Genomic DNA, 26,985 nt, shown 5'->3' on the forward strand with positions numbered 1-26,985 from the left:
TTTTTACAGATGCTTATGAACTCGCCTATTTATCTTGATTATGCTGCCACCACGCCAGTGGACCCTGCTGTATCCGAAGTCATGATGCGCTACCTTGGCATTGAGGGCGTGTTCGGTAATCCCGCGTCCAGATCACACCGCTTTGGCTGGCAGGCTGAACAAGCTGTTGAGTTGGCACGCAAGCAAGTTGCTTCGTTGGTTCACTGTGATCCAAGAGAGGTGGTCTGGACTTCCGGTGCCACTGAGTCAAATAATCTGGCAATCAAAGGTGTTTGCGAGTTCTATCGTGACCAGGCTGGATCTTATGATAAAAAGCGGCATTTAGTAACATCGTTAATTGAGCATAAAGCTGTCCTGGATACGTGTAAATATCTGGAATCCCAAGGTTATGAGGTGACTTACCTCAAGCCGGATGAGAAAGGCATCATTACATTGGAGCAAGTCGAAGAGGCTGTGCGTTCAGATACGCTGCTTGTCTCCCTCATGCATGTTAACAATGAAATCGGTGTAATCAATCCGATCCACGCTATAGGTGACTTTCTTCGTAAAAAAGGGGTCTGGTTTCACGTTGATGCGGCCCAGAGTCTCGGCAAAGTTCATATTGACCTGACTGAGGCCAAGATTGACTTGATGTCGTTCTCTGCGCATAAGGTTTATGGCCCAAAAGGCGTGGGAGCGTTGTATGTTAACCGCCATTCCGGAATTGGTGTGGCGTGCCAAATGCATGGCGGGGGTCATGAGCGCGGCTTTCGTTCTGGAACCTTGGCAACTCATCAGTTGGCGGGGTTCGGAATGGCGTGCGCAGTAGCAAAGGACGTGATGGTTGAAGAAGAAAAGCGGCTGCGGTACTTTCGGGAATTATTTCGAGCGCAGTTGACTTCTGTTGCTGGTCTCCACTTTCATGGTGATTGGGATTTGCGAGTCGCTGGAAATGTAAATTTGGGTGTAGAAGGGGTGGATGGTGAAGTGCTGTTGATGTCTTTACAGGAGTTGGCTGTCTCCTCTGGTTCGGCGTGCACTTCTGCCAGTGTGGAGCCGTCTTATGTGCTCAAGGCAATTGGTGCTTCCGATGCGATTGCCTTAAGTTCGATTCGGATCACCTTTGGTCGGTTCACAGAAGAGTCGGAGGTGGTTAAAGCTGCTCAAATAATGGAGCAGGTGATAACGCGGTTAAGGTCTTAGTGCAGTGTTCGGTGAAGTGTTGAAGGCCGCTGTCGCAATCTGATTTTCTCGTGATAACCCGCTATATCTTTGCCAATAATATGCGTATAATCGCCGCTTAATTTTACCCGTCACTATAAATTCATTTTTGGAGTAACACATGGCTATTGAGCGCACCCTGTCTATCGTAAAACCTGATGCAGTTGCAAAAAATGTAATCGGCGAGATCTACAGCCGATTCGAGAAGGCAGGTTTGAGCATTGTTGCAGCTAAAATGGTTCACTTGACTCAAGAGCAAGCTGAAGGCTTTTATGCTGAGCACAAAGAGCGTCCTTTCTTCGCTGATCTGGTAGCCTTTATGACTTCTGGCCCGGTAATGATTCAGGCTCTGGAAGGCGAGAATGCAATTGCGGCTAATCGTGATCTCATGGGCGCAACCAATCCTAAAGAAGCGGCAGCTGGGACTATCCGTGCTGATTTTGCAGAATCTATCGATGCTAATGCGGTTCACGGTTCCGATTCTCCGGCATCTGCAGAGCGAGAAGTTGCATATTTCTTTGCAGACAACGAGATTTGCCCACGAGGCTAATATCCAGTAATCATTGGTTTTCCTTGAAATCCAATGACTGCAAGTCAGCGTTGTTGGCTGGCTGAGAAAATAGGCAGGCTTGTTAGTCTGCCTATTGTACTTTTAGGTACAGAATTTTTATTATTATTTATGAAGTGTCATCTGATATAGCCCTGGCGGGAGAATGAAGTGCAAGAGCAAATTGAAAAGGTGAATCTGTTAGGGATGTCCCGTTCCAAGATGGAGGCGTTTTTTCTATCCCACGGTGAAAAGAAGTTCAGGGCAACTCAGGTGATACAGTGGATTCACCAGCATGGTGTGTCCGACTTTGACCATATGACCAACATCAGTAAAGGGTTGCGCGAGAAGTTGAAGGAAATCGCAGAGATTCGGTTTCCGGAAGTAATCTACCACGATGTTTCTGCTGATGGCACTAAAAAGTGGGTTATGCGGCTCGATGGTGGCAGTAGCATCGAAACCGTTTTGATTCCCGAGGGGCAAAGAGGAACGCTTTGTGTTTCGTCTCAGATTGGTTGTGCATTGGATTGCAGTTTCTGTTCTACCGGGAAGCAAGGGTTTAATCGTAACCTTACCTCTGCGGAGGTGATTGGTCAGGTTTGGGTAGCACTTCGGTCATTCGGAGAATACAACCCGGGGAAAGAAAAGCCCATTACCAATGTGGTCATGATGGGAATGGGGGAGCCGCTTCTGAATTTTGACAATGTTGTTGATGCCATGAGTATTATGATGGATGACTTTGCCTATGGTATCTCCAAGCGCCGCCTTACATTGAGTACCTCTGGCGTTGTGCCTGCCCTGGATCAGCTGGGAGATGTTACCGATGTATCGCTGGCAATTTCTTTGCATGCCCCAACCGATGATCTTCGTGATGAGTTGGTCCCGGTTAACAAAAAATATCCGATCAAAGAGCTTCTGGCAGCTTGCCAGAGATATCTTGATAAGCTGAGTGATCGTCGCAAGATTACCATTGAGTATACGTTAATTAAAGGCGTTAACGACCGTATTGAACACGCGAATAAATTAACACACCTTCTGAAAGATTTGCCTTGTAAAATCAATTTGATACCCTTTAATCCGTTCCCGAACAGTGGTTATCAGAAACCGTCCAGGATGGAAGTGGAGACGTTTCAGAATATACTGGCCAGTGCGGGCTATGTCACCACCGTTCGAAGCACGCGCGGTGATGATATTGACGCCGCCTGTGGCCAGCTGGTTGGACGTGTGGAGGACAGAACCCGTCGCAGCAGTCGTTATATTAAAATGGTGAACGTTACTGATGGTGCTGACGAAAAAGCAGGGCTGGTGCAACCTTAACCCCTTTAACTTCTGCCTGAGACCCATCCAGACCTGAGGCATTCAATGCTCGATTTGCTCGCAGTGTTTGCGATACTAAACAAAAGATTAAGCAATATTTGTAGAATTGGATTAAACTTTACTGGGTTGGTCAATGATAAACAGAATTATTCCGTTAAGTTTTTTCTATGAATTGTAAAAATCGTTCAGACAATATGGGGTTGGAAAAAAACGTTTTTCTCAAGCGCGCGCGGCTGTTAGTGTTGACGCTCGTCTTTGCTTTTATCTCTGGATGCGTGAGTCACACGGAAAGTCCGTTTACAAGAAAACAGGATAAAGAAGAAGCATTAACTTCGTACATACAGTTGGGGCTTGCTTATATTGAGCGTGGCGATTTGGTTCGGGCGAGAAAGCATTTAAATCGTGCGCTGGAGCTCGACAGTGAAAGTTCCGGAGCGCATGCTGCACTCGGTTTAGTGCTTCAGAGGGAAGGTGAGTACAGGCTGGCTGAAGAGCAATTTAAAAAGAGCCTTGATAATGAGCCTGGTTTTACTCGCGGCCGTACCTATTATGCTGCTTTTTTGTACTCCCAGCAGCGTTATCAACAAGCTTATGACCAGTTTGCAATTGCTTCCGAAGATACCGGTTTCGTATCCCGTGATCGAGTTTTCAGTAATATGGCCCAGTGTGCGCTAAAGTTAGAAAGGGCGGACCTGGCAATTGCAGCTTACGAAAAGTCGCTAAGCCTGGGGGCCCAGGACACTGCGATTTTTTTGCAGGTCGCCGAGTTACTCGTTCAGGAAGGACGTTTTAACGAGGCGCAACGATACTATAATCGTTTCTTGAATCTGGTGCGCACGTCACCGGCAACTCATTCTGCCCAGTCTCTGAGTTTGGGGATCCAGTTGGCAGAGCATTTCCAGGATGCCGCAGCTGAAAAAAGTTATTCCGGCATCCTCAGGGACCTTTATGCAGACTCACTTGAGTATCAACAGTATAGGGATCGAAACGACAATGAATGATCAGGTCGAAGAGCATTCCGGACCGGAACACGATGTAGGATCGCGTTTAAGAACAGCGCGAGAAGCTCGGGGCTTGTCTGTTCATGAGACCGCAGAGGAGCTGCACCTTAGGCCTTCCATTGTCAGTGCGATTGAAAAAAATACGTTTGATCTGGTACCCGGTGAGTTGTTCCTTAAGGGTTATGTCAAGGCATATGCGAGATTGGTGAAGCTTCCGGAAAACGAAGTGGTCGCACAACTCGAAGGGTTGTTGGAAAGCCGTAAGCAGGATCTGGTAGGGGAGCTTGGCAAAAAGCAGCGCAGACCTCGATCTCACAACCCGGCAATATTCGTTGCTGTGATCCTGATGGTTTGCGGTGGTGTGTTCTGGCTCTATTCCAAGGGTGTTATCAGTATCAATCCTGGTGCGTTTACAGGTGAGTCTGACCTCGATGAGCAACGCGTTGAAGTTTCCCCGAAAATTGTACCCATCCATTCCGATACGACAGGAAATGTTGAAGCTCCGAATGTCGCTGTATCCGGGTTGGAAGCGGAAATAGAAAATGGGGAGGTGGAAACAAAAACAGGGGGAACTCGTCCTGATTCAGATATCGATGTTACGTCTTCCGATGATGAAGTGCTTGGTATGGATCAAAATGAACCGATTGGAGCTGGAGTAGTTAACTCTGATACAGTGCGGCCCACATCGGAATCAAATCCTTCTCCAGTTCAAGAAGATGCACCGGGTAATGTCGTTGTTAAGACTCAGACAGTTAAGACTAAGACAGCTAAGGTCGATACAGTTGTTTCGACAGATCATTCGGAAGCTTCGGACGTAGAGAATTCAACCGAAAATCCGCGAAATGAATCTGTAGCTGAGCCAGTTGCTGAAGTTCCTGTTGCTGAAGTCCCTGTTGCTGCAGGCTCCGTTGCGGAGTCCCCCGTCATAGCGGTTACCGGGATTGGTCGATTGGTTGCCCAGTTTTCAGCTGATTGCTGGATTCAGGTGAAAAATGGCAAAGGTCGCACTGTTATTGCCGCGTTGAAGCGTGATGGGGATTCGATCGACTACAAGGGGAGCCTGCCTTTCACTGTGGTAATCGGTGCTGCATCTGCGGTGGATAGCATGTATTTCAATGGAGCTGAGATCGATTTCACCAATTATCGAGTCTGGAATAACCGGGTTCAGTTCGTGGTCGGTGAGTAGTGACTATTGGTCAAATTGTACGATGCTCACGATTACGATGAAGTAACTTATTAATTTCACGCTTTCCAGTGTACAATGCACTCCTTTATCACGCTTTAGTTCCAAAGCGAACACGTTAATCTGTAATCTATAGCCTCAAGAGAATACCTGTATGTTTATGGAATCCCCGATCAAAAGGCGTAAAAGCCGGCAGATTATGGTGGGAAATGTGCCTGTAGGGGGAGACGCTCCTATTGCTGTACAAAGTATGACGAATACTGAGACTTGTGATGTTTCTGCAACAGTCGGTCAAATAGAACGATTGCAAAATGCCGGAGCAGATATTGTCAGAGTTTCTGTTCCGAGCCTTGATGCCGCTGAAGCATTTCGGGAAATCAAACAAAAAACCAGTGTCCCACTGGTTGCGGATATTCATTTCGATTACAAAATAGCGCTAAAAGTAGCGGAATATGGGGTGGATTGTTTACGTATAAACCCTGGAAATATTGGGCGCGAAGACCGAGTCGCGGCCGTGATCGATGCTGCCAAGTACCATAATATCCCTATCAGAATTGGCGTAAATGCAGGCTCTTTAGAGAAAGATCTGCAAAAGAAGTACGGCGAGCCAACACCCGCTGCGCTGGTCGAATCCGCTATGCGTCATATCGATATACTGAATCGTCATAATTTCGATAATTTCAAAATAAGTTTAAAAGCATCTGATGTATTTATGACGGTCGCTGCCTATCGACAAATCGCAAATCAGATTGATCAACCCTTGCATTTGGGTATCACTGAAGCCGGCGGATTCAGGTCTGGTGCGGTAAAGTCGGCTGTTGGGCTTGGGATTCTGTTAATGGACGGTATTGGTGATACGATCCGGATATCCTTGGCGGCTGATCCTGTAGAGGAAGTGAAAGTTGGTTATGATTTGCTCAAAAGCCTTCGGTTGCGTACGAAAGGGATCAATTTTATCGCATGTCCCAGTTGTTCGCGGCAGAATTTTGATGTAGTGAACACAATGAATGAGCTCGAAGGCCGGCTGGAGGATATTAATACACCTCTTGATGTGGCGATTATAGGTTGTGTTGTAAACGGTCCCGGCGAAGCCAAAGAGGCGGATTTGGGATTAACCGGCGGGACTCCGAATAATCTGGTTTATGTATCTGGAGTGCCCGATCACAAACTGAATAATGAAACCCTGGTAGATGATCTTGAGAGATTGATCCGGGACAAGGTGCTTGAAAAGGAAAAAAATCAAGAAGCCATAATTGCCCGAAGTTAGACATTAATTCCGGCAATTGGGCAATTTAAGTGGATCAAGTAGATATTACACACCGTTTTGGAGCGGTGTAGCGAAGAAAAGGGTAATCGAGTTGGCAAAGATACAAGCAATACGCGGAATGAACGATATTTTGCCTGAGCAGACTCCTGCATGGCAGTATTTGGAAGCTCAGGTATTTGATGTACTGCAAAGTTATGGCTACCACGAAATCCGCATGCCAATACTTGAGCAAACAGAGCTCTTTAAACGATCAATTGGCGAAGTGACCGACATCGTTGAAAAAGAGATGTACACATTCAATGACCGGAACGGTGATAGCCTGACATTGCGTCCAGAGGGAACTGCGGGTTGTGTCCGAGCCGGTGAAGAAAATGGCTTGTTGTACAATCAAACCCAGAAGCTCTGGTACAAGGGCCCGATGTTTCGTCATGAAAAACCACAAAAAGGTCGTTATCGACAATTTCACCAGATTGGAGTCGAGTGTTTTGGCTTTGTCGGGCCAGACATCGATGCGGAGTTGATCTGTCTTACTGCAAGGCTCTGGAAAGCGCTCGGATTGATGGATGACGTTGAGCTCCAGATCAATACGCTGGGGAATAGTGAGTCCAGAGCGGCATTCAGAAAGGATCTAGTGGCCTATCTGTCTCAATATCGTGATCAGCTGGATGAAGACAGCCAACGTCGACTCGAGACTAATCCACTCCGGATTCTGGACAGTAAAAATCAGGAAACCCAGAAAATATTGCGTGAAGCTCCCGAATTTCATGATTACCTGGATACGGAATCAAAAGAGCACTTCAGTCAGCTATGTGCTTATCTCGATGCAGTGGGTATTCAGTATGTGGTAAACCCATTGCTGGTTCGCGGATTGGATTATTACTGTAAAACCGTATTTGAATGGGTTACAACCAAGCTGGGGTCACAGGGTACCGTTTGTGCCGGAGGGCGCTATGATGGTCTAGTGGAACAGCTTGGTGGCAAAGCAACACCGGCTGTGGGGTTTGCGATGGGTATCGAGCGATTAGTGCTGATGCTTGAAACCCTGGAGAAAATTCCCGAATCAGTTAATAGTGCTCCTGATGTTTACATCGTAGCTAATGGTGAAGGTGCGTCCACTTATTCACTAAAGGTTGCAGAACAGCTCCGGACGGATATTCCGAATGCTGTAATCGTGGGTAACTCCGGTGGAGGTTCGTTTAAAAGCCAGTTCAAAAAAGCGGACAAAAGCGGTGCCCGGTTTGCGTTAGTTATCGGTGAGTCAGAGGTGCAAGGGCAATCCGTTGTATTGAAGCACCTCAGGTCGGAAGATGAGCCACAGCGAACTTTAATATTAAATGAACTCAGTACTGAAATAATGTCATTACTGAATGACTAGTCTGTTTCGTTTTACCATAAAGAATTCAATCGGCTTGGGTCGAACTCAGTGAAAGCTGAAAATAGGAGAAGGACGTGGAAGTACATCGTACAGAAGAAGAACAAATTGATGCGATTAAAAAATGGTGGAAGAGCAATGGTAGCTCTCTGATTATTGGTATTGGTATCGCATTGGCGTTGGTATTTGGTTGGCAAGCATTTGAAAAAAAGATGGCGGCAGAGCGGTATGAAGCTTCGAGCTTGTATCAACAGGTGCTAGAAGCATCAAACAAAATGAACTTGGCTGACGGCGAAGATGCAGAAAAAACCATCTCAACGATGAATCTCTTGCTGGATAAATTGAAAGATGGGCATGGTGATTCCGTTTATGCATCGTATGCGGGAATGGTTCTTGCGAAGGCCTATGTCGCCCAGGGGGACTTTGAAAAAGCAGAAAACGAGGTGCGCTGGGTGCTATCTCAGAAACTTCTGCCTTCATACAAGGCTGTTGTTGAAACTCGATTGGCGCGTATATTGAGTGAGTCTGGACAATTCGATGACGCTTTGGCCATAGTTGATGGCATTAAAGCGGGCGAGTTGTTTGAGCCTAAGAGACTTGAGGTTAAAGGTGACATTCTGGTTGCTAAAGGCGACCTGAATGAGGCGCGAATAGCGTATCAAGCCGCAGCAGATTTGATCGAGCAGAAAAATGAAAAAAGCCCGCTGCTGGAGTTAAAACTATATGATTTAAGTGATGAAAACGGGTTGAGTGGTATCACCAGTGAGTTTGAATAAGATAGTGTCAATAAAAGCTGCAGCCCTGATTTTAATCACAGGGTTGATATCAGCTTGTAGTTCGGATGATGTTAAAGAAGCGCCAGCGGAGCTAGAAGACTTCATTGAGCGTGTAAAGATTGTAGAAGTCTGGGACAAGTCTATCGGCGAAGGTACTGATGGACGCTACTTGTTCCTAAAGCCGGCGATTTATGGTGATACTTTGTACGTAGCGGACACTGAAGGTCTGTTACTGGCGATAGATAAGAAAACCGGGGAGACTAAATGGCAGCACAAGCTGCTTGAAGATGTTTCCGGTGGTGTGACCGCGGACGATGAAAACCTGTATTACTCCACGTTTAATGGTGATGTGGTGGCGCTTCGCCGTGCGTCGTTGGCTGAAACTGAAGCGGGTATTTTTTCCGGCTGGTGGACAGAGAAGCCTGCCCCCGTGGAAGAGTTATGGAGACAAAAGCTAACCAGTGAAGCACTGGCTGCTCCGCAGGTAAATCAACGACTGGTTGTAGTCCAGACTATCGATGGAAAAGTCACCGCCTTCGGCAAGGAAACGGGTGAGCTTAGCTGGCGCTTTGAGAGTGATGAACCCGTGTTGTCGTTACGGGGGACTGCCAGTCCGTTTGTGGATGATCAATTGACTGTGACCGGCTTTGCGAATGGCGAGTTGGTGGCCCTCGAGAATTCAACGGGTGCTCCGGTATGGAGAACTCAGGTCGGAGTGCCATCGGGACGGACTGAATTGGAGCGTCTGGTTGATGTTGATGGCAAGGTGCTCCGATATGAGCAACTGATGTTTAGTGCAGCATTTAACAGTAATCTGAAAGCACTGGATTATTTTTCTGGCAGGGAGTTTTGGTCCCGAGCGCTTTCAAGTTCGAAAAGTGTGAGCAATGGTTATTTGAGTGTTTACGCCAGCACGGGTGAAGGTCGGATTCTGTCAATAGACCGGAATACTAAATCTGTAATCTGGGAGCAAAAAAAGCTCGCTTATCGGCGTTTGACCTCACCGGTTGTTTTCGATGGATCGGTTTTAGTCGCTGACTTTGAAGGGTATATTCATGCTCTGTCCCAGACTGACGGTAGCATTATAGGGCGGACAGAGATTGATTCCGATGGTATCCGAACGGATATGTTCGTAGATGACGGAGTGCTTTATGTATATGGAAATGGTGGGACTCTGGCTGCGCTGACATTAGAAATATTGACGGCTCCGAAATTGAAGAAAAAGCCGGACGCGGATGAATAGGTCGATCCAGCCATTATTTTAGAAGTTGATTGAGGTTTAAGAATGATTCCTGTTATCGCGCTTGTTGGCAGACCAAACGTTGGTAAGTCTACGATGTTTAACCTGTTGACTCGCTCTAGGGATGCTTTGGTGGCGGATTTTGCTGGATTGACCCGCGACCGCAAGTATGGTGAAGGCCATGTTGAGGCTGGAAGATTTATTGTTATCGACACCGGTGGGATCACAGGTGAAGAGCAAGGTATTGATGCAGCTATGGCGGAGCAATCTGCTTTAGCAATTGCTGAGGCAAATATTGTATTTTTTGTTGTAGATGCGAAAGCAGGCCTCACCAGTGCTGATGAATTAATTGCGAAGCTGGTCCGGACCCAGGGTAAGAAAACGCATCTTATTATCAATAAAATCGATGGTATGAATCCAGATGTAGCAGCTGCAGATTTTTATCGATTAGGATTTGAGCATGTGCATTTCACCGTAGCGTCCCACAACAGAGGTGTACGTTCTCTGGCAGAGGATGTCATCCGAGAGGCAATCGAAGAGGATCAATCCGATAGCGAGTCTGAAGACGCTGGTATTAAAATTGGTATCGTAGGGCGTCCAAACGTAGGGAAATCGACGTTGGTAAACCGGCTGCTCGGTGAAGAGCGTGTTGTGGTTTATGATCATCCGGGAACCACGCGGGATAGCATTTATATTCCTTATGAGCGCATGGGTAAACGATTTACATTAATTGATACCGCTGGTATCCGCCGCCGCAAGAATGTTAAAGAAGCCGTGGAGAAGTTCTCCATTATTAAAACATTGCAAGCGATTGATGATGCTCATGTTGTGGTATTGGTTCTGGATGCCCGAGAAAATATTGTGGAGCAGGATTTACACCTTCTCGGGTTTGCGTTGGATGCAGGTAAATCCATCGTAATTGCGGTAAATAAATGGGATGGTATGAATCCAGAATCCCGTAGTGAAGTAAAAGCCGAGTTGACTCGTCGCTTACACTTTGTGCCATTCGTGAATCAGCATCTGATATCGGCACTACACGGAACAGGTGTAGGCAATTTATATAAGTCGATTGAGGAAGCCTACGATTGCTCAATGGCGAAATGGTCAACAAACATGCTGACACGCATTCTGGAAGATGCCGTGCTAGAGCATCAACCGCCCATGGTAAGGGGGCATCGTATTAAATTACGATATGCTCACCAGGGTGGTTCAAACCCTCCAATTGTCGTTGTTCATGGAAACCAGACAACCGCACTACCAGATAGTTATAAGCGTTACCTTGAAAATACATTTCGCAAGGTGTTGAAAGTGAAGGGCTCTCCGATCCGCTTTGAGTTCAAGACCGGTGAAAACCCTTTCGCCAATAAGAAAAGTAAACTCACACCACGACAGCAGCGTACTCAAAACAAGCGTAACGATGTCTCCAAGCCAAATCGTCTGGGAAAAGCCGCGAAAAAGAAACAAGCACCGCGGCAACGATAGATCGGAAAAATCCCGCAATTGCGGGATTTTTTATTACGAGCTTTGAATCTCTGATTGAATAGCCTGCACTGCGGTCAGGGCGATCGTGAAAACGATATCTTCCACAAGTGCGCCGCGGGAAAGGTCGTTGACTGGTTTTTTCAGGCCTTGCAGCATCGGGCCAATACTAATGACGTTTGCACTCCGTTGCACGGCTTTGTAAGTTGTATTTCCGGTATTCAGGTCAGGAAATACAAATACCGTTGCTTTTCCTGCAACGCGGCTGTTTGGTGCTTTTTGGCGAGCAACAGACTCAATGGCTGCGGCATCATACTGTAACGGGCCATCGATAATCAGATCCGGTCTTTTCTCCAGGGCAATTCGAGTCGCCTCTCTGACTTTATCGACGTCTGCTCCGGTACCCGACGTGCCGGTACTGTAACTTATCATTGCGACTCTGGGTTCAATGCCGAATGTGAGGGCAGAATCGGCACTTTGAATTGCAATATCCGCCAATTCTTCAGCATTTGGATCTGGATTTACTGCACAGTCACCGTAGACCAGTACCTGTTCCGGCAAGCACATAAAAAACACTGACGAGACCACCTTTGAGCCCGGTTGTGTTTTGATCAATTGCAGGGCTGGTCTAATGGTGTTTGCTGTCGTATGAACCGCTCCGGAAACAAGGCCATCCATCTCGCCCTCGGCAACCATCATCGTCGCTAGAACTACATTATCCTCCAATTGTGCTTCGGCCATTTGTGGTGTTAGACCTTTGTGCTTGCGACGTTCTACCATTGCAGCAATGTAGTTTGCCCGGACAGTATCAGGATCAACGATCTGTATGTCTTCTGGCAATTTAAGCGCAAGGGATTCGGTAACTAACCTGATTTGTTCGGGGTTGCCCACCAATGCGCATTTTGCAATGCCTCGTTCGTGACAGATTATTGCAGCCCTGATCGTGCGGGGCTCATCTCCCTCAGGCAATACAATTCGCTTCGCGGCTTCTTTGGCTCTCTTGGTGAGCATGTAGCGGAACGCTGGGGGTGACAGGCGTGGGGCCTTCTGGAGTGCACATTTAGCTTTCAACCATTCTGCATCAATTGAGTGCGCGACCAGATCCATAACCGTCTCTATGCGATCCAGGTCGTTTACAGGAACCTCATGGTTCATTTGTGACAAAAGCTGTGCAGTGACATAGGTGTCCAGATGTGTCGAAAGCACTGGCAAGCCGGTTTCAAAGGCTTTTTGACATAGCTTCAATGCCCTCGGATCAGGTTGGAGGTTCCCGGTCAGCAGCAGTCCAGCAAGTGGGACGCCATTTAACGCTGCCATCGCGGTTGCGATAACGATGTCTTCCCGGTCTCCCGGTGTCACAATCAAAGTTCCAGGGCGCAGATGCTCGACCATATTGGGCACGGTCCGTGCGCAGACGGAGATGTGCTGAACTCGCCTGAGATCAATATCGCCTGTGTTGATCGCAATGGTGTTGAGCTCCGTCGCAATATCGACTGTCCTGGGCGCAATTAAGTCAGACCGCCAAGGAACTGAACCAATTAACTTGAATGTATCATCGTTGAAGAGTAATGACTCTGATACATAGTTGTAAGCCGTTTTAGGGGTGTAATCCCTTGCTTCGGGTTGATAAAGGAATTCATTGTCATCCTGGGGAGCATTAATTTTGTTTAGTATGCAGCCAATGACTTCCGGATCATTGGGTGCGGCATATTGACGTGCTGATAAATCCAGGTGCTCATCTAGTTGCGGAGGTGTTAGTTGCCCTGGCGAAGTTACCAGTATCACATCTGCGTCCATGTTTTTTGCGATGGCGGTATTCAGTGCATCAAGATAAAGTTCGTTGTGATCGGGAGCAAGGCCTTCGACAACCACAACATCATACAGATCGGCGAGTTCTGAATACGCTCCAACGATTTGCTCCATCAACTCGTCGAGTTGTTTTTTGCTGATCAGGTTTTGCGCGTGTTTGACTGGGATAGGGGGTGGTGGCAGCAGTTCTGTCTTTGCTTTAATAAAATAAATTGAGCGGTCGACTGAATGATTGTCGTCGTAACTCTGGGTAACCGGTTTATAGAAACCGACTCTTACACCAACGCTATCCAGGGCACGTACCAAGCCCAGGCAAATAGACGTCAAGCCCGCACTTTGGGATGTCGGGGCAATAAATAGTGTTTTCGGCACAACAAATTCCCTTGCTGAATTGATTAGGTGGACATTATTTCAGTTCAGGCAAGGGATGGGAAGTTCAATTGATCGTGGCGATAGAACCCGACTTAAAGATCACAAGTAACAGAACTGTTGCGACTCAGTCAGGCAGTTCGTTTATGGTTTTCTGTCAACCAAAGTTTAAATTCTGATGCGGTGACTGGTTTGCTGAACAGGTAGCCTTGAGCGCAGTCACAATTATGTTCTCTCAAGAAAACGAGCTGCTCCTGCTCTTCGACGCCTTCGGCTATGACCTCGAGGCCGAGGCTGTGTGCCATGGTAATGATCGCGGTAACAAGTGCTGCATCTTCAGCCTCATTAATCACATCCTGAACAAATGATTTATCAATTTTTAAGGTGTCGAAGGGATAGCTCTTCAAGTAGCCTAACGCAGAGTAGCCCGTTCCGAAGTCATCTACCGATAAGCGTACACCGTGTTTATCAAGGGTGCGGAGAATGTCGCTGGTTTCTATGGAGTCATCAAGAATGAGGCGTTCGGTTATCTCGAGCTCAAGGTGTTTGGGTTCGAGCTCATTGGTCTTCAGCGCGTCAAGGACGGTTCGAACGAAGCTGGCGTCCCGGAACTGGCGTGGCGAAACATTAACGGCGACCAGGAAATCAATCCCGGTTTCTTCTTGCCACCGTTTCATGTCCCGGCAAGCTGTCTGTAGAACCCAGTTACCAATTGGAATTATCAAACCGGTTTCTTCGGCCAGCGGTATGAATTTGTCGGGTGAAACAATGCCCATTGCCGGATTATTCCACCGGATAAGCGCTTCGGTACCCACCACTCGACCAGTCTTCGCTTCAACAATAGGCTGGTAATAGAGTTGTAGTTCGTCTAATTCGAGCGCTCTACGTAATCGACTTTCTATCTGTATACGTTCGTGGCTGTTTTCCTTCATTTCAGGCGAGAAGCGTTGGTACGCGCTCTTGCCCTTGCTTTTCGCCTGATACATTGCTGCATCGGCATGCTGGAGGAGATTGCTGCTGTTGTCGCTGTCCGTTGGATACAATGCGATCCCGATACTGGTACTAATGAATACTTCCTGGCCATTGAGATTGAATGGGGGAGCAAACGTAGCGAGTATGCGGTCTGCGACCTGGTTGGCATCTTCCGGGGAATCCAGTGAGGGCAGTATTACCAGGAATTCATCTCCGCCCAGTCTCGCCACGGTGCTGGTTCCCCGCAGGCAGGAGGAAACCCTGCGGGATGCTTCAATCAGCAGGGAATCGCCAGCATCATGACCCATTGTGTCGTTTATGTGTTTGAAATTATCCAGATCGAGGAACATGAGTCCAACGAGTTGCGCATCCCTTCGGGCTTGAGCCAGGGCGAGCTTGAGTCGATCCAGAGCGAGCATTCGGTTCGGCAGGCCAGTTAAAATGTCGTAATTAGCTTGTCGCAGGAGCTGTTGCTCATAGCGTTTTCGGATACTGATATCTTCTCCGATAATTAAATAATTAGATGGACTATCATCATTATTTTTAATCGGGGTGATGATGACTTGTTCCCAAAATTTTTCCCCGGTGCTTCGGGTGTTGTGCATCTCCCCCTGCCAGACACCGACACGCTTCACCTGATTTTGAATGTTTTCCCAAAGCCGCTGATTTTCTTCTTCGCTCATGCCTGCATCAGAAAGGTCCCGAGGATGCATCCCACGAATGTCATCTGCTGAATGTCCAGTCAATTGCACGAATTTGGGGTTTGCGTATTCAACTGACCACTGGTCGTCACAAATCAACACAGAAGAAGGGCTTTGTTCAATAGCAAGTGATAGCTTTTTAATTACCGCTGCATCTTTGTTCTGCCGTTCAAGATCTTTTACCAGCTGGATACGCATTTGGTTGATGGCGTCACTGACTTCGTTAAGCTCATCTTTTTCGTGATCCTTTTTTTCTTTTCGATCTAATTTGAGCGGTGTATCTAACTTGTTGATATTAAGATTACGTGCGTAAATCGCCATTGTTCCCAAATGTCGGGTTACGAGGTACTGGAATATCCATAAAATCAGAATCGAGATAAAAAAAGTTTTAAAGGCTTGAGTTGTGAGAATGACGATTACCTTGCGTTTCAGCTTGGCATAAATGTCTTCCAGACTTGCAGTAATAGTTAGTTCACCGAGTTCGTACATCTCAACACTTTCGTGTTTCAGCTGGAAAGAGTAGGTGATTACTGAAATGCCAGGCGGGATTTCACCCATGGTAATTTCCGAATCGGGGTATATCTTGAGGCGCAGATGCACAATATCCGGGAGGTTGAGTATACCCTCCATCTGAACTTGCAGTAGCTTTTGATCCAGCGACCACAGACTGCGGGACAGGCTGCTCATGTAGCTGGTTTCGATGACCGACAGACGTTCGTCGACAAGTGATATGTCCTGTTTATAGTCAGAATAAATCTGAATGCTTGCTGCAAACAGCGTAAACAGGGAGCTACACAACAGGATGTAAGCCAACATCCGGTATGACAGAGGGGAACTTTTCTTAAACGCGAGTATTTTGTTGGTTAAGCTTTGCATGCCACGGGATCAATTCAATTTAAGTGCTTCAGTGCTCGTCTTCCATTTCGGGTCAGCAATATTTCCCGGTAAATCAGACAATTGGTATTAAAAGCTGACTATTTTGGCCAACACTCTAATAATAGACTAGGGAGTCTTACCTTGCCCAACAATTCTCGAATCTGTACCGAAATATCATCGCAAGACTATTTTGCAAAAGCGTCAGCTCACCCAGACAAATCTGGAAATTTGTTTTCTTTACAGATGATGTAATGACAATTGACCCTGGTCAAGATGCACTACTAAAAAAGGAGTATCTTGGAATCATGAGTTTGGTTTTTAACTGTACGTGTTTTTAAAACTGTACTGAGAACTGTAGGTCTTGAGAGAGGGTCTGAATTATGTATATGGATACTATTATTATGACTAGCTTGGTAACTGTTGGTGCGGTAGTGATGGTTACAGGAGGGATTTTATACTGTTTCGCACGAGAAGGTGTTAAACGGGATCGTCATGACGAGACAGAAAAACATTGATTCTGGTATTGAAGCTGCGATCAGTTATAGGCTCTAAAGTTTATGATAGATCGCAGCTGCTTGGTCATGTCCTAAAATTCTTGGCTGTTAGCCCACTTTATGGTTTCCATGTAGGCTTTATTGAGTTCCATCCGCGTGATACCGAAACGTCCGAGTATGTCCCAGTGTATGGCTTTCCAGTGTGATATTTCGTAATTCTTCACTGTATGGAGGGCTAAACCAGGCTTTCCTTTGTAATTTAACAGTGCTGCTGCAACGTCGTCGGTTAATGGTAGATCATTCACCAGCTCGCTGAGTGGTGTGTCAAAAAATACATCCAGCGTCGAGAGTAATCCGATGGTAAAAAACAGGTCTTTAAATTCATCTCCGAAGTATTTTGCCAAGCGCTCACATAAGCCCGCCCTTATGACCGATGACATTTGAATTGCTTTTGGCTTGTCGTCCAGTTTGCTTAATGCGAGCAGCGATGCCCAACTTTTGATTTTGGACATGCCGAGCATCATAACCGCCATGTGGATGGAGCTGATTTCTTTTACTCGCCTGTATGAGGCAGAGTTTACCAATTTCAGGAGTTTAAAGCTGAGGGTTGTGTCCCTGCTGATGACTTTGATCAGGCCGGGGATATCAATCACCGGGTTCTGAACTTCGGATATAAGCTGTAGTACGGCCAATTTGTTAGGCGAAAGCTTTCTGCCTTTAATTATTTCAGGGCGGCTCAGAAAATACCCTTGGAAAAGCGTGCATCCAAAATCAACACATTTACGATAGTCTGTCTGCGTCTCTACTTTTTCTGCCAGAAGCGTGCAAGGGTAAGGTTTGAAGTAGTTTATGGTGCTTCTCAGGGTCTCCTCATCCATCGCCGGTAGTTCAAGTTTGATGTAATTTGCGAGTGGAATGAGTGGTTTATAACGCTCATCCATCACAAAGTCATCCAGGGCAATTTCGAAATTTTTTTGTTTGAGGTATTTCGTTTGCGCTATCAGTGATTCTGTAACCTCAATGTCTTCGAGAATTTCGATGACAATGCGTTTGGGGTCGAATGGCGGCGGGCTGAAAAAGAGATCCTTGGTAAAGTTAATAAAAGCCGGCTTCCCCTCGGTTACCGCGTCCAAATCATACTCTGTGAATGCATTCAGAAGAACGCGTGAGGTTGCAATGTTGCCGTCAAATTTATTCAGATCTTCGCCTTCCTCAGGGCGAAACAATAGCTCATACGCTGCGATTGTCATATCGGAATGATATATAGGCTGTCTCGCGAGCAGGACATTGTTATCTGACATATACTCAGACTCCGGCTGAGGTGTGGAGCTTAATTGGGGTTATTTTCGACTAAGTTTTGAGTTGCAGGGATTGTTTTCGTTGAAATTTAATTTTCGATTGATCTAAGTGTAGTCAAAAAAAGGTGGTGATGTGAGGTCTTGTTAATAATTCGTAAGCCCATTGATTGAAGGGGCTGCAAATTTTCCGTATTGATAATTTGCGACCATAAAAAAAGCCGATCAAGATGCTTGATCGGCTTTTAGAAATTGGCGTCCCATAGGGGAGTCGAACCCCTGTTACCGCCGTGAAAGGGCGGTGTCCTAGGCCTCTAGACGAATGGGACTTATCGGTTGGCGTGCTGCCGTCTCGATGTGGCGCGTATAATATGGAACCCATAGTTCGCTGTCAATAAAAAGATTTCAATTTTGTAAAAAATACTGATCAGGTACTTGTTGCCGGTCCCACCTCTAGAGGCTTCGAAGTAATGAGATTTGTAAATTATTGATTCAAACACCGTTTCAGTTCTGTTGCCGAAAAATCGTACGCGGCTTTCAGATCTTTCTCTTTAACAATATTGTAAATATAGGGTGCCAGGGCTTTACGCCCTTGTGGCAGCTGTCTGATTAAGTCCTGCATTGGGGCATTCACCATTCGGGCAAGGATTATTTCATGCCTAATTTTGTTTTCGCCGGAGCAAAAGTAAAAGAGGTAGTCTGGTTCCTGCGGTTTAGGTTTGCCTTGTCTGTCGAAAACAGATTTTGCACAACGGCTGTATTGAGAGTTGGCGAGAGAGTAAACCGCGAGCGCGCCTTGGCTGTCTATTTTCTTATATAACAAGCTCAGCCGGTTCAGGCCATTTTCGGTCAAGCCGGGGAGCGTTGTTCGTAGAGTATCAACGGGTATGCCTTTTTGATGAAGCTGCACAGTTGTAAGCATCTCGCTGGCAATAACACTACAAGAACGATATGTTTGATGTGTAACAAGCGTCTCTGTTTCAGCTTTTTCGGAGGCGAACGTAAAGCTACTCAACACAAGCAGAAAGACTGATGACAGCGGAAACAGGACAGTACGTTTGAATCGTTGAGTTTTACCTTGATTGCAATTTACTGTGTAGGGCATGCTTATTTTCTTTCTTCCAGTTTAATGGGGTCTATCTGCGAGTTAGGAGAATTTAACAGTGCCGTGTAACCTCTTTCAAGTTTTCTGATGAGTTCTTCAGGTTTAGGAGCAAGTTTTGATACAACGAACGCACCTTGTCGTTTTTTTACGATGCTGAAGACAATATCCGGAAAACTCTGGTTTTTGTTTAATTCCTCAATCGGCTCGATATAGTCCAGAAAATAATCACCGCGGTCTTTCATGAGCATTTGCAGGCCCGACAAGTGATTGGAGGCATAGAGTGGGATGATTTCCGACTCAGGGTCTGAAATTTGATAAATCAAACCGCCATAGGTATAACCATTCACAACAATCAGGCGCTGATCTTTCAGTTGTGACAGGTCTGTAACTGCGGGTTTCAAGTGTGTGTGAAACAGCGCCAGTGTGATCGCGATGGGTGAAACGTTTGTTTCGAGAACGGCATTCTGAAGTGCGGGTACATCCGATAAGCCTGGCCATAAATGAACTTTACCCTGAGTGAGGTACAAATAAAGTCGGTTAATTGGAAGTGATATATATTCTGCCTTTATTCCCTCTGACTCAAGTATTCTTCGGGTGAGGTCGAGGAATATGCCACTGGGATTGCCTTCTTCATCGGTAAACTCAAATGGAGGGAATTCAGTGTAGCCGACTACGATTGTCGTTGGCTTTTGAGCTAACGTTTCATCCTCGTTTGCGCCGCACGATGTTGTGTAGGCAATGCAGGCCCAAAAAAAGATGAGGCGGTAAAAAAGAGTTGATGGGAGGGTTAATATTGATGGAGCCTTGTGACAATACAGCATATTTGTAGCTGGCCCGATTTATTATTGTTTTAATCTTGTGGAATTTGGATAATTCCACATTAGTTACGTGTCGCGTCGTTTAATGCATCTTCCAGATATTCAAATTCAAAAACATATCCTTGTTGCAAGAGGTTGTGTGGTGTCGCTTTCTGACCTTCGAGGAAAAGTATAGCCATTTCACCGAATATTAATCTGAGTATAAATTCTGGTATGGGAAGAATAGCAGGTCGTCTCAGTACTTTTCCGAGGCAGCGGGCAAACTCTTGATTGGTAACCGGGTGTGGGGCAGTGAGATTGTAAATACCACGAGTGTTCGGATTAGAAATAAGCCATAGAATGATCGATGTGATGTCGTTTTGGTGTATCCATGGCATCCACTGTGTTCCGGGGCCCATGGGGCCACCCATGCCGAATTTGAATGGTGGCAGCATTTTGCTCAAAAATCCACCGGATTTGCCGACCACCAGGCCAGTCCTTAAAATGCAGGTTCTGATTCCTAGCTCAGCGGCCTGTTGGGCAGTCTGTTCCCACTCGGCACAGAGATCATGGGTGAATCCTGATACAGGAGGTGTATTTTCATCTACGGATTGGTTTTTTTGATCGCCGTAGTAACCCGCTGCGGATCCAGAGATAAAAAAATCTGGTTTTTCTGACAATCGTTGCATCAGCGAAATAATTTTCTGCGTTGTCGCTATTCTGCTTTCTTTGATCAACGCTTTTCGTGTTTCACTCCAGCGTTTATCTGCAATCGGTTCACCTGCGAGGTTAATAATACCGGCAATAGATTCCGATGCCGAAATTTTAGACAAACTGTTGATAATTCGGGTATTTGGCGGGAGTGTGCTTCGGATTGTCTCTGGATTTTGCCTACTCAGCACGGTTAACGTAAATCCTTGTTCCGAAAGGTGATGGCAGAGCTGTTTGCCAATAAAACCTGTGCCTCCCGTAATGAGTATATTTCTCATTTTTAGAGTCTCCCTGAGCAGAAACTGAATTTCAGAATTGGTTTGGATTTGTTTGCTAACAGATGATGTTTTAGGTACCCATATTCATAATAGTAGACTTTCTGCCAATTTGTGTAGGTGGAGTTTACGCGGAATCGGACTAAGATCGGATACTCGGTTGTAACGTTCGGTAAGGGTGGCAACTGAAGTTGAGGGAGTCGCGGTGCGGGGGTCAAAAGTCCTGCGAGCAGGAAGATCGGAGATCATTCCCTTGAGTATTTGTGCATAGTCATAGCGACTTCTCATCGGGCGGCTGAGTTCGCTGAACTTTGCAAGGGAAATTGAGTTTGAATCTGAATCACGCAGTTGGTCGAAGATCGGCGTACTTAGTTGCGCATCTGGACAGTTTTGAGCGACTGGGAGTGTGACGCCTATGCCTGAGAGCCAGGTGAGCAGGTAATGGCGAACGGGCATAAGCGTGAGGTGGAGTTTGTCTTGAGAGTGCTGTTCAACAATCGCGGTTGTGAGCAACTTGTAAACTTCAGCACAAACAAGCAAATGGTAGAGTGCATCAAGGTTGCTTAATTCTTGAGCTTCATATGTAGGTAGCCCTGGGAAAGCGTATTTTAATTCGGACGTAAACAACCCTCGACCCCTTGTTGAGAAAGGAGAATCTGATTCAGGGCGATAAATTTTCGCACTGGACAGGGCGCAACTTGGCGAGCGTTGCATGGCTACGAAGCCATGGAGTCGTTGTGTTGCCAGCCATATGTGGGCAAAATTTTTAATTTCATCTGTCGGGTTGATCCCTTGGTGTTGTCTATTTTGGGCGTGTGGGGCGGAGTCCCCTAGAGGCCAGATTAAATCAATCGTGTTTCTTGGAACGCTCAAGCCGGAACCAACCTCCGGACAAACGGGGATGAGGTTGCAATGTAATGACAGGGTTTGGTAATCAACTTCGTTGCCTTTGTGTGCACCGTTAAAGCGAACTGGTTGTCCCGTCAGGCAGGCGCTAATGCCCAGGTTGACGGACTCAGTCTGGCTATTCGATGCAATGGTGTGAATTGATATTGTGGTATTTGATGACATCATAAATTGATCGTAGTCGGTTCAGGTCTGGCTCATTGACGTTAAGGGGCAGACAGTTGCTTGAGTTGATCATCGACAATTTCATTAATGGCTTGGCTTAGAATGGGGTTCAGGCCAATCGCATCGGCAATACTAATGTCAATATTGAACTCCGCACCCAACGAATTGGCAAGCCTTGGAATATCTTCCTCCAGGTGTTTGCCTGTGGCGAGGAAAAGCGGAATTAAATGTACAGTTTTGAGTATTTCGCCATTGGTGTCGTCCTTCTGTGCTGTATCGTGAATTTGTGCTTCAATAATTTCCCTCAGCGTTGGAGAGCATAACTCCATATAGGCGACCTCCACATTATCATGTTGAGTTCGCGCATAGGCGGTCAATGTTTCTATTTGTTCCTTCCAGCGAGGGTTGCTGCTACCGTGAGCAAACAGCACGGTTAAATTCTTGTGCTTCAAATCCGGACTCCTGATATGTTATCGAATATAGTTTGACATGATACGGAACAAAATCCAGATTGGATGACCGTATAGGTGAATAATGGAGCGTATAGACTTGATGGTACATTCATTTTCTGAGGCGGAAGTATGCCAGTGGTGGTTTGGCGAATCTTCGGATGAGCCAGATGGGGATCGCTTGAAGTTATGGTTTGTTAAAGACAAGCGGAATGATTACCTGGTGCGTCGCCACTTTTTATCACTCTTAACATTGGCAGCTGAGCATGGCTTGGATCATTGGCATGATACAGACGAAGGGTGCTTAGCATTGTCTGTTATTTACGGGCAGTTCCCTATGCGCATATTCAGGGGCAATAAAATTCAATTTTCCTATGAAAAAACGTCCCGGCAGTACGCTCGTCGTAATCTTGAAAAAATAATGGCATCGAATGCCCACGTATACCAGAAAGCAATTTTCTGTTTGCCATTAGTTTGCAGTGAGTCTATTCAGGACTTTGATTTGGGCCTGGAGCAATTGGAATACCTGGCGATGCGATATTCTCGAACCAGCTGGTTAGGGTATATTCGTGGCATCGGCAGGATGAATGCCCGACTAATGCAACAATTTGGCCGATTGCCGCAGCGAAACAGGATGTTGGGCCGTAAATCGCTTCCCTTGGAGCGTGCCTATTTGGAAGGGGTTAGCAATCAATTTGAATATATCTCATAGACAGTGTGAAGTACTCTGAAAACACGTAGTCAAAATGAATTGTCGGATCTTGCAAACTAAATTGTCAGAAACTGCAATATAAAGTGGTGCAAAAGAACAAAAAGTGGACTGGTTCGATAAAACCAGTTTAATTTTTGATATGATAGGCTCGATAATTATAAAAAATTACAAAATATAACCAAGCAAGGTAAAAGGATTAGAAAGTATGCAAACATCTACACAGGTGCTAACCACCAGTGGTGGTGAGTCGTTACAAGACTCGATTCAATACCAGGGGCGTAAGGCTGCTCGTGCAAAAAGTGAGCATCGACGCAGGTTGATCCTTGAAGCAACGCTGCGAATTGTTGCTAAAGAAGGCGTTCGTGGTGTAAAACACCGGGCAGTCGCCAAAGAAGCGGGCGTTCCCTTAGCTTCAACTACCTACTATTTTAAAGATATCGATGAATTAATCAGTGATGCATTCATGCTTTTTGCTGAGAACAGCCAGCGCTACATCGAATCTTTCTATACTGAACTCAGTAAACTGATTTCTGCTTATGATTTTGATGAATTGGTTCATTCTGCTGATTTGCAGGAGCGTCTGTCTGCGCAGATTTTGGATTTAGGGTCACAGTATATTCATGCGCAAATCAGATTCAGACGAAATGACATCCTGGCTGAGCAGGCTTTTTTGCTGGAATCCCTGCGTGATGAGCGATTGAAACCCTTGGCTCGACAATATCGTAGTGTTTGGCTCAACAGCTTGGCTACGTTATTGGAAGAGTTAGGATCCAAATCCCCTGAAGAAAACGCGTCGATTATTATCAGTACCGTATACAGTCTGCAATATGATGGCATCATCAATGATGGCAAGATTGATGAGCAGCGCATGCGGGCGGTTTGGAAGCGCGTATTGGATGCGATTTTGGGCCAACTTAAAGTCGAAAATCCCTAGTTGTATTATTGCCCAGTTGGGCATGTGGTTTGCACTAACCTTGATACCGGCCGAGTTTTGGGGGAACCCAGCTCGGCGTTCATGTGATTTGGGGTGAGTGAATAGCTGGTTTTTGGTGATTGGGAAGATTCGGTTTGAGCCAAACTAAAGAAAACTGAAAAAAATTAAAATAATGCTTGCATGTCTGAAAGTACCTCCATATAATACGCCACATCTTGAGACGACAGCTCTCAAGGAGAAAAAACAAAGTTTCTAAATGATTGATTAGAAACAAGTTATGCGGGAATAGCTCAGTTGGTAGAGCACAACCTTGCCAAGGTTGGGGTCGCGAGTTCGAATCTCGTTTCCCGCTCCAATTTTTTCTCCTAAATCTCCTAAATCTCCTAAATCTCCTAAATCTCCTAAATCTCCTAAATCTCCTAAATCTCCTAAATCTCCTAAATCTCCTAAATCGATTGTTTTGTGTTTGATTTCAGGCCTGTGCAGCGTTCTGCTTATTATGAGCTACAATAAAGCAATAAAACTATGAGAAGCGCGTATTACCTTTTTATTGGAGGCGGCAATGGCTGGTGTACTGGAGTCGGTGGACCAAAGGACTCAGTTGGTCGGGGAGAATCGACTTGAACTGTTGATGTTCAAATTAAAGGGGCGACAGGTATTTGCTATAAATGTGTTCAAGGTACAGGAGGTACTCAAGTTACCGAATTTGACGTTGATGCCTCATCGTCATCCGGTCGTATGTGGTGTTACTCATCTGCGAGGGCACACGGTACCCGTTATCAATTTGAGTATGGCTATCCGGCTTCCCCCTATAGAACCCACCCAGGATTCAACCATAATTGTTACCGAATACAATCGAAATGTGCAGGCGTTTCTTGTTGGTAGTGTAGATCGTATTGTGAACATGAATTGGGAAGAGATTCAGCCACCGCCGAAGGGAGCAGGGCGTTCACATTACTTAACAGCAATTACCAAATACAAAGATGAAATTGTCGAAATCATTGATGTTGAAAAGGTATTGTCGGAGATTGTGCCGTTTACGACGGATGTTTCTGAAGATGTCGTTGTACCAGGGTTGTTTGAAAAGGTCGCGCATAAAAAAGTTTTAATTGTTGATGATTCTCCCGTTGCCGTGGCTCAAGCCAAAAGTACGCTTGATAAACTTGGATTGCAGGTTATTAGCTGCACCAACGGTATGGAAGCCTACAAGTTGCTCAAATCATGGGTTGATAATGGGGAGGATGTTTACGAAAAATTGCTGTTGGTTGTTACTGATGCCGAAATGCCCGAGATGGATGGGTATCGCTTGACGACCGAAATCAAGAGTAATCCGGCGTTGAAAAATCTGCATGTCATTCTCCATACCTCCTTAAGTGGCAGTTTCAATCAGGCTATGGTTCAAAAAGTTGGGTGTGATGGATTTCTATCAAAGTTCCAACCGGATGAGTTGGCACGCGAGATACAGGATTTCATTCAAAAAGAATACGATTAATGGAAAGTGGTTCCCATTAAAGTGGCGTCCCTGTTTTCTTTATCTCGACGTTCGCGTTTCGTTGCAGAATTAAATCTGGCGTGGCGTGCTGAATTAATAACTGGTATAACCAGTCATTGTAAATTCCGTGTACAAGACTAGGGAAGATAAATGCAGGTCACAGGATTAAATCGATTTCCAGTAAAGTCCCTTGCAGCAATCGAATCCGAAGCTGTTGAAATAGATAGTTTTGGGGTGAAGGGGGATCGTCGCTGGATGATGGTTGATGAGCAGGGTAAATTTATCACTCAAAGACAAAAACCCGAGCTTTCACTTATTTCAGTGAATGAAGTGGGGCACGAAATTCAGATAACCCTTCCTGGCGGAATGAGAAGTGTGACATTATCCCCGGAGGAAGTGGCAGTCTCAGAGCGTGTTACGGTATGGTCAGATCAGGTTAATGCCTTGGTTTATCAAGGGGATGCAAACCATATTTTAAGCGACTACCTTGATGCACCTGTCCGTTTTGTGTACATGCCTGAGACCACATTTCGGCAGGTTGATCGCACTTATTTTGCTGCCGATCAGCGTGTCAGCTTTGCTGATGGTTTTCCACTTTTGTTGTTGAATGAAGCTTCCTTGGCTGAGTTGAATGGCCGGTTGTCAACGCCTGTACCCATATCCCGTTTTAGGGGAAACATTATTATCGATGGTGTCGAGGCGTTTGAAGAAGATGGATGGAAATCCATTCAAATAGGTGATCTCCAGTTTGATCTCGTCAAACCCTGTAGTCGCTGTGTGATGACAACGGTTGACTCCAGTACGGGTAAAAAAGGCCGTGAGCCGCTGATGACTTTATCAACTTATCGTAAGAATGATTACGGTATATGCTTCGGGCAAAATATGGTGCAGCGTGGCACTGGAGTTATTCGACTGGGTGACAGGGTAGAGGTGTTTACCTAGAATAATTCAACATCGTCATCAGTATTGTCATCACCGGGTGTGTCAGCGTCTGTGAAGTGATGGCGGTAAATTTCAAGCGCCTGTTCAACTGAGGCGCCTTGCATTATGTGCTGAAACATAATTCTCTCTTCTTCCATCGTATAATTTGCTGCAATGTCCTGTTGTAAATTATGCCAAGCATTCGGATTGTATAACTGACTGGAATCATTGATCAGTTCACTCAAGCCTGCCAAGTCCCGTTTCACATGGTGCAGCCGTTGGGTTAAGCGGTCATAGAATTGAAAAGCCATGATTGACTGATTGATCCGCTGATGAATTTCACAAGTACCGGATTTAATTTCTTCAATATCTGACTGATCATTTATACTCGATTCCAGTCTGTCACCCGCTTCGGATAGTGCCGCTATTCTGGATGCGATATACGTGAAGGACTCGCTTAGTTCGGATACAGACTTTTCTCCATCTGTCATTGTGGCCTCAATTTGGGCGACTGCGAGTGTGAGCATATTTATCGTTTCTCGCACCTGGCTCCAGTCTAGATCAGGTTTGTCTGCAGTTGATCCAAGTAGTGTCCGAGTCAAGGTAAAACTCCTAGAGAG

General features: G+C 45.9%; 23 protein-coding genes and 2 tRNA genes. 15 read left to right on the plus strand and 10 right to left on the minus strand.

Annotation, left to right across the window (positions count from 1 at the left end):
• Window positions 1-15 precede the first annotated feature (15 nt).
• From OLMES_RS12225 to der, 10 genes are all read left to right on the plus strand, one after another.
• Window positions 16-1,182 carry an IscS subfamily cysteine desulfurase gene (locus OLMES_RS12225; protein WP_087461514.1) on the plus strand — a complete coding sequence of 389 codons (1,167 nt, stop codon included), beginning with the start codon at window positions 16-18 and terminating at the stop codon, window positions 1,180-1,182.
• Window positions 1,183-1,321: 139 nt separating this feature from the next.
• Window positions 1,322-1,750 carry a nucleoside-diphosphate kinase gene (ndk, locus tag OLMES_RS12230; protein ID WP_087461515.1) on the plus strand — a complete coding sequence of 143 codons (429 nt, stop codon included), beginning with the start codon at window positions 1,322-1,324 and terminating at the stop codon, window positions 1,748-1,750.
• 168 nt (window positions 1,751-1,918) lie between these two features.
• Complete coding sequence (gene rlmN, locus OLMES_RS12235; RefSeq protein ID WP_087461516.1) at window positions 1,919-3,064, plus strand: 23S rRNA (adenine(2503)-C(2))-methyltransferase RlmN; 1,146 nt, start codon at window positions 1,919-1,921, stop codon at window positions 3,062-3,064.
• Window positions 3,065-3,231: 167 nt separating this feature from the next.
• Window positions 3,232-4,065 carry a type IV pilus biogenesis/stability protein PilW gene (gene pilW, locus OLMES_RS12240; protein WP_087461517.1) on the plus strand — a complete coding sequence of 278 codons (834 nt, stop codon included), beginning with the start codon at window positions 3,232-3,234 and terminating at the stop codon, window positions 4,063-4,065.
• Complete coding sequence (locus OLMES_RS12245) at window positions 4,058-5,251, plus strand: RodZ domain-containing protein (RefSeq protein ID WP_198343319.1); 1,194 nt, start codon at window positions 4,058-4,060, stop codon at window positions 5,249-5,251. The genes pilW and OLMES_RS12245 overlap by 8 nt, the downstream gene beginning before the upstream one ends.
• A gap of 151 nt (window positions 5,252-5,402) precedes the next feature.
• Window positions 5,403-6,515 carry a flavodoxin-dependent (E)-4-hydroxy-3-methylbut-2-enyl-diphosphate synthase gene (gene ispG / locus OLMES_RS12250; protein WP_087461519.1) on the plus strand — a complete coding sequence of 371 codons (1,113 nt, stop codon included), beginning with the start codon at window positions 5,403-5,405 and terminating at the stop codon, window positions 6,513-6,515.
• Between the two features lie 118 nt (window positions 6,516-6,633).
• Window positions 6,634-7,890, plus strand: a complete 1,257-nt coding sequence (hisS, locus tag OLMES_RS12255) for a histidine--tRNA ligase (protein WP_232465360.1) — start codon at window positions 6,634-6,636, stop codon at window positions 7,888-7,890.
• 74 nt (window positions 7,891-7,964) lie between these two features.
• The gene (locus OLMES_RS12260; protein ID WP_087461521.1) at window positions 7,965-8,663 is read left to right on the plus strand and encodes a YfgM family protein; all 699 of its coding nucleotides are present in this window, start codon (window positions 7,965-7,967) and stop codon (window positions 8,661-8,663) included.
• Between the two features lie 4 nt (window positions 8,664-8,667).
• Window positions 8,668-9,906, plus strand: a complete 1,239-nt coding sequence (locus OLMES_RS12265; protein ID WP_198343320.1) for a PQQ-binding-like beta-propeller repeat protein — start codon at window positions 8,668-8,670, stop codon at window positions 9,904-9,906.
• A gap of 42 nt (window positions 9,907-9,948) precedes the next feature.
• The gene (gene der, locus OLMES_RS12270; RefSeq protein WP_087461523.1) at window positions 9,949-11,385 is read left to right on the plus strand and encodes a ribosome biogenesis GTPase Der; all 1,437 of its coding nucleotides are present in this window, start codon (window positions 9,949-9,951) and stop codon (window positions 11,383-11,385) included.
• Window positions 11,386-11,418: 33 nt separating this feature from the next.
• On the opposite strand, the gene pta is transcribed toward der, so the two are convergent.
• The 9 genes from pta to OLMES_RS12315 all read right to left on the minus strand — a co-directional run bounded on the left by pta (window position 11,419) and on the right by OLMES_RS12315 (window position 22,309).
• Window positions 11,419-13,563, minus strand: coding sequence for a phosphate acetyltransferase (pta, locus tag OLMES_RS12275; RefSeq protein ID WP_087461524.1), 2,145 nt, complete (start codon window positions 13,561-13,563; stop codon window positions 11,419-11,421).
• 128 nt (window positions 13,564-13,691) lie between these two features.
• On the minus strand, window positions 13,692-16,109 hold the full coding sequence (locus OLMES_RS12280) for a bifunctional diguanylate cyclase/phosphodiesterase (RefSeq protein WP_087461525.1): 2,418 nt from the start codon (window positions 16,107-16,109) through the stop codon (window positions 13,692-13,694).
• Window positions 16,110-16,695: 586 nt separating this feature from the next.
• Complete coding sequence (locus OLMES_RS12285; RefSeq protein ID WP_087461526.1) at window positions 16,696-17,904, minus strand: EAL and HDOD domain-containing protein; 1,209 nt, start codon at window positions 17,902-17,904, stop codon at window positions 16,696-16,698.
• A gap of 247 nt (window positions 17,905-18,151) precedes the next feature.
• Window positions 18,152-18,227, minus strand: a tRNA-Glu gene (locus OLMES_RS12290).
• A gap of 155 nt (window positions 18,228-18,382) precedes the next feature.
• The gene (locus OLMES_RS12295; RefSeq protein WP_087461527.1) at window positions 18,383-19,003 is read right to left on the minus strand and encodes a hypothetical protein; all 621 of its coding nucleotides are present in this window, start codon (window positions 19,001-19,003) and stop codon (window positions 18,383-18,385) included.
• Window positions 19,004-19,005: 2 nt separating this feature from the next.
• Window positions 19,006-19,824, minus strand: a complete 819-nt coding sequence (locus tag OLMES_RS12300) for a substrate-binding periplasmic protein (protein WP_087461528.1) — start codon at window positions 19,822-19,824, stop codon at window positions 19,006-19,008.
• A gap of 59 nt (window positions 19,825-19,883) precedes the next feature.
• Window positions 19,884-20,789: a TIGR01777 family oxidoreductase gene (locus OLMES_RS12305; RefSeq protein ID WP_087461529.1), complete on the minus strand. Its 906-nt coding sequence runs from the start codon at window positions 20,787-20,789 to the stop codon at window positions 19,884-19,886.
• An 84-nt stretch (window positions 20,790-20,873) separates the two neighbouring features.
• Complete coding sequence (locus OLMES_RS12310) at window positions 20,874-21,860, minus strand: DUF523 domain-containing protein (protein WP_087461530.1); 987 nt, start codon at window positions 21,858-21,860, stop codon at window positions 20,874-20,876.
• Between the two features lie 38 nt (window positions 21,861-21,898).
• Window positions 21,899-22,309 (minus strand): sirohydrochlorin chelatase, encoded by a 411-nt coding sequence (locus OLMES_RS12315; RefSeq protein ID WP_157678284.1) that lies wholly within the window; start codon window positions 22,307-22,309, stop codon window positions 21,899-21,901.
• Window positions 22,310-22,391: 82 nt separating this feature from the next.
• On the opposite strand from OLMES_RS12315, the gene OLMES_RS12320 reads away from it, so the two are divergent.
• The 5 genes from OLMES_RS12320 to OLMES_RS12340 all read left to right on the plus strand — a co-directional run bounded on the left by OLMES_RS12320 (window position 22,392) and on the right by OLMES_RS12340 (window position 26,386).
• On the plus strand, window positions 22,392-23,018 hold the full coding sequence (locus OLMES_RS12320; protein ID WP_087461532.1) for a DUF924 family protein: 627 nt from the start codon (window positions 22,392-22,394) through the stop codon (window positions 23,016-23,018).
• A gap of 205 nt (window positions 23,019-23,223) precedes the next feature.
• Window positions 23,224-23,952 (plus strand): TetR/AcrR family transcriptional regulator, encoded by a 729-nt coding sequence (locus OLMES_RS12325; RefSeq protein WP_087461533.1) that lies wholly within the window; start codon window positions 23,224-23,226, stop codon window positions 23,950-23,952.
• A 279-nt stretch (window positions 23,953-24,231) separates the two neighbouring features.
• Window positions 24,232-24,307 (plus strand) — tRNA-Gly (locus OLMES_RS12330).
• Window positions 24,308-24,514: 207 nt separating this feature from the next.
• Window positions 24,515-25,444, plus strand: coding sequence for a chemotaxis protein CheV (locus OLMES_RS12335; protein ID WP_087461534.1), 930 nt, complete (start codon window positions 24,515-24,517; stop codon window positions 25,442-25,444).
• A 150-nt stretch (window positions 25,445-25,594) separates the two neighbouring features.
• The gene (locus OLMES_RS12340) at window positions 25,595-26,386 is read left to right on the plus strand and encodes an MOSC domain-containing protein (RefSeq protein ID WP_087461535.1); all 792 of its coding nucleotides are present in this window, start codon (window positions 25,595-25,597) and stop codon (window positions 26,384-26,386) included.
• Here OLMES_RS12340 and OLMES_RS12345 read toward each other — a convergent pair.
• Window positions 26,383-26,967: a hypothetical protein gene (locus tag OLMES_RS12345; RefSeq protein WP_087461536.1), complete on the minus strand. Its 585-nt coding sequence runs from the start codon at window positions 26,965-26,967 to the stop codon at window positions 26,383-26,385. The genes OLMES_RS12340 and OLMES_RS12345 overlap by 4 nt on opposite strands.
• Window positions 26,968-26,985 lie beyond the last annotated feature (18 nt).

It is taken from the genome of Oleiphilus messinensis (genome assembly GCF_002162375.1).
Lineage (GTDB): Bacteria > Pseudomonadota > Gammaproteobacteria > Pseudomonadales > Oleiphilaceae > Oleiphilus > Oleiphilus messinensis.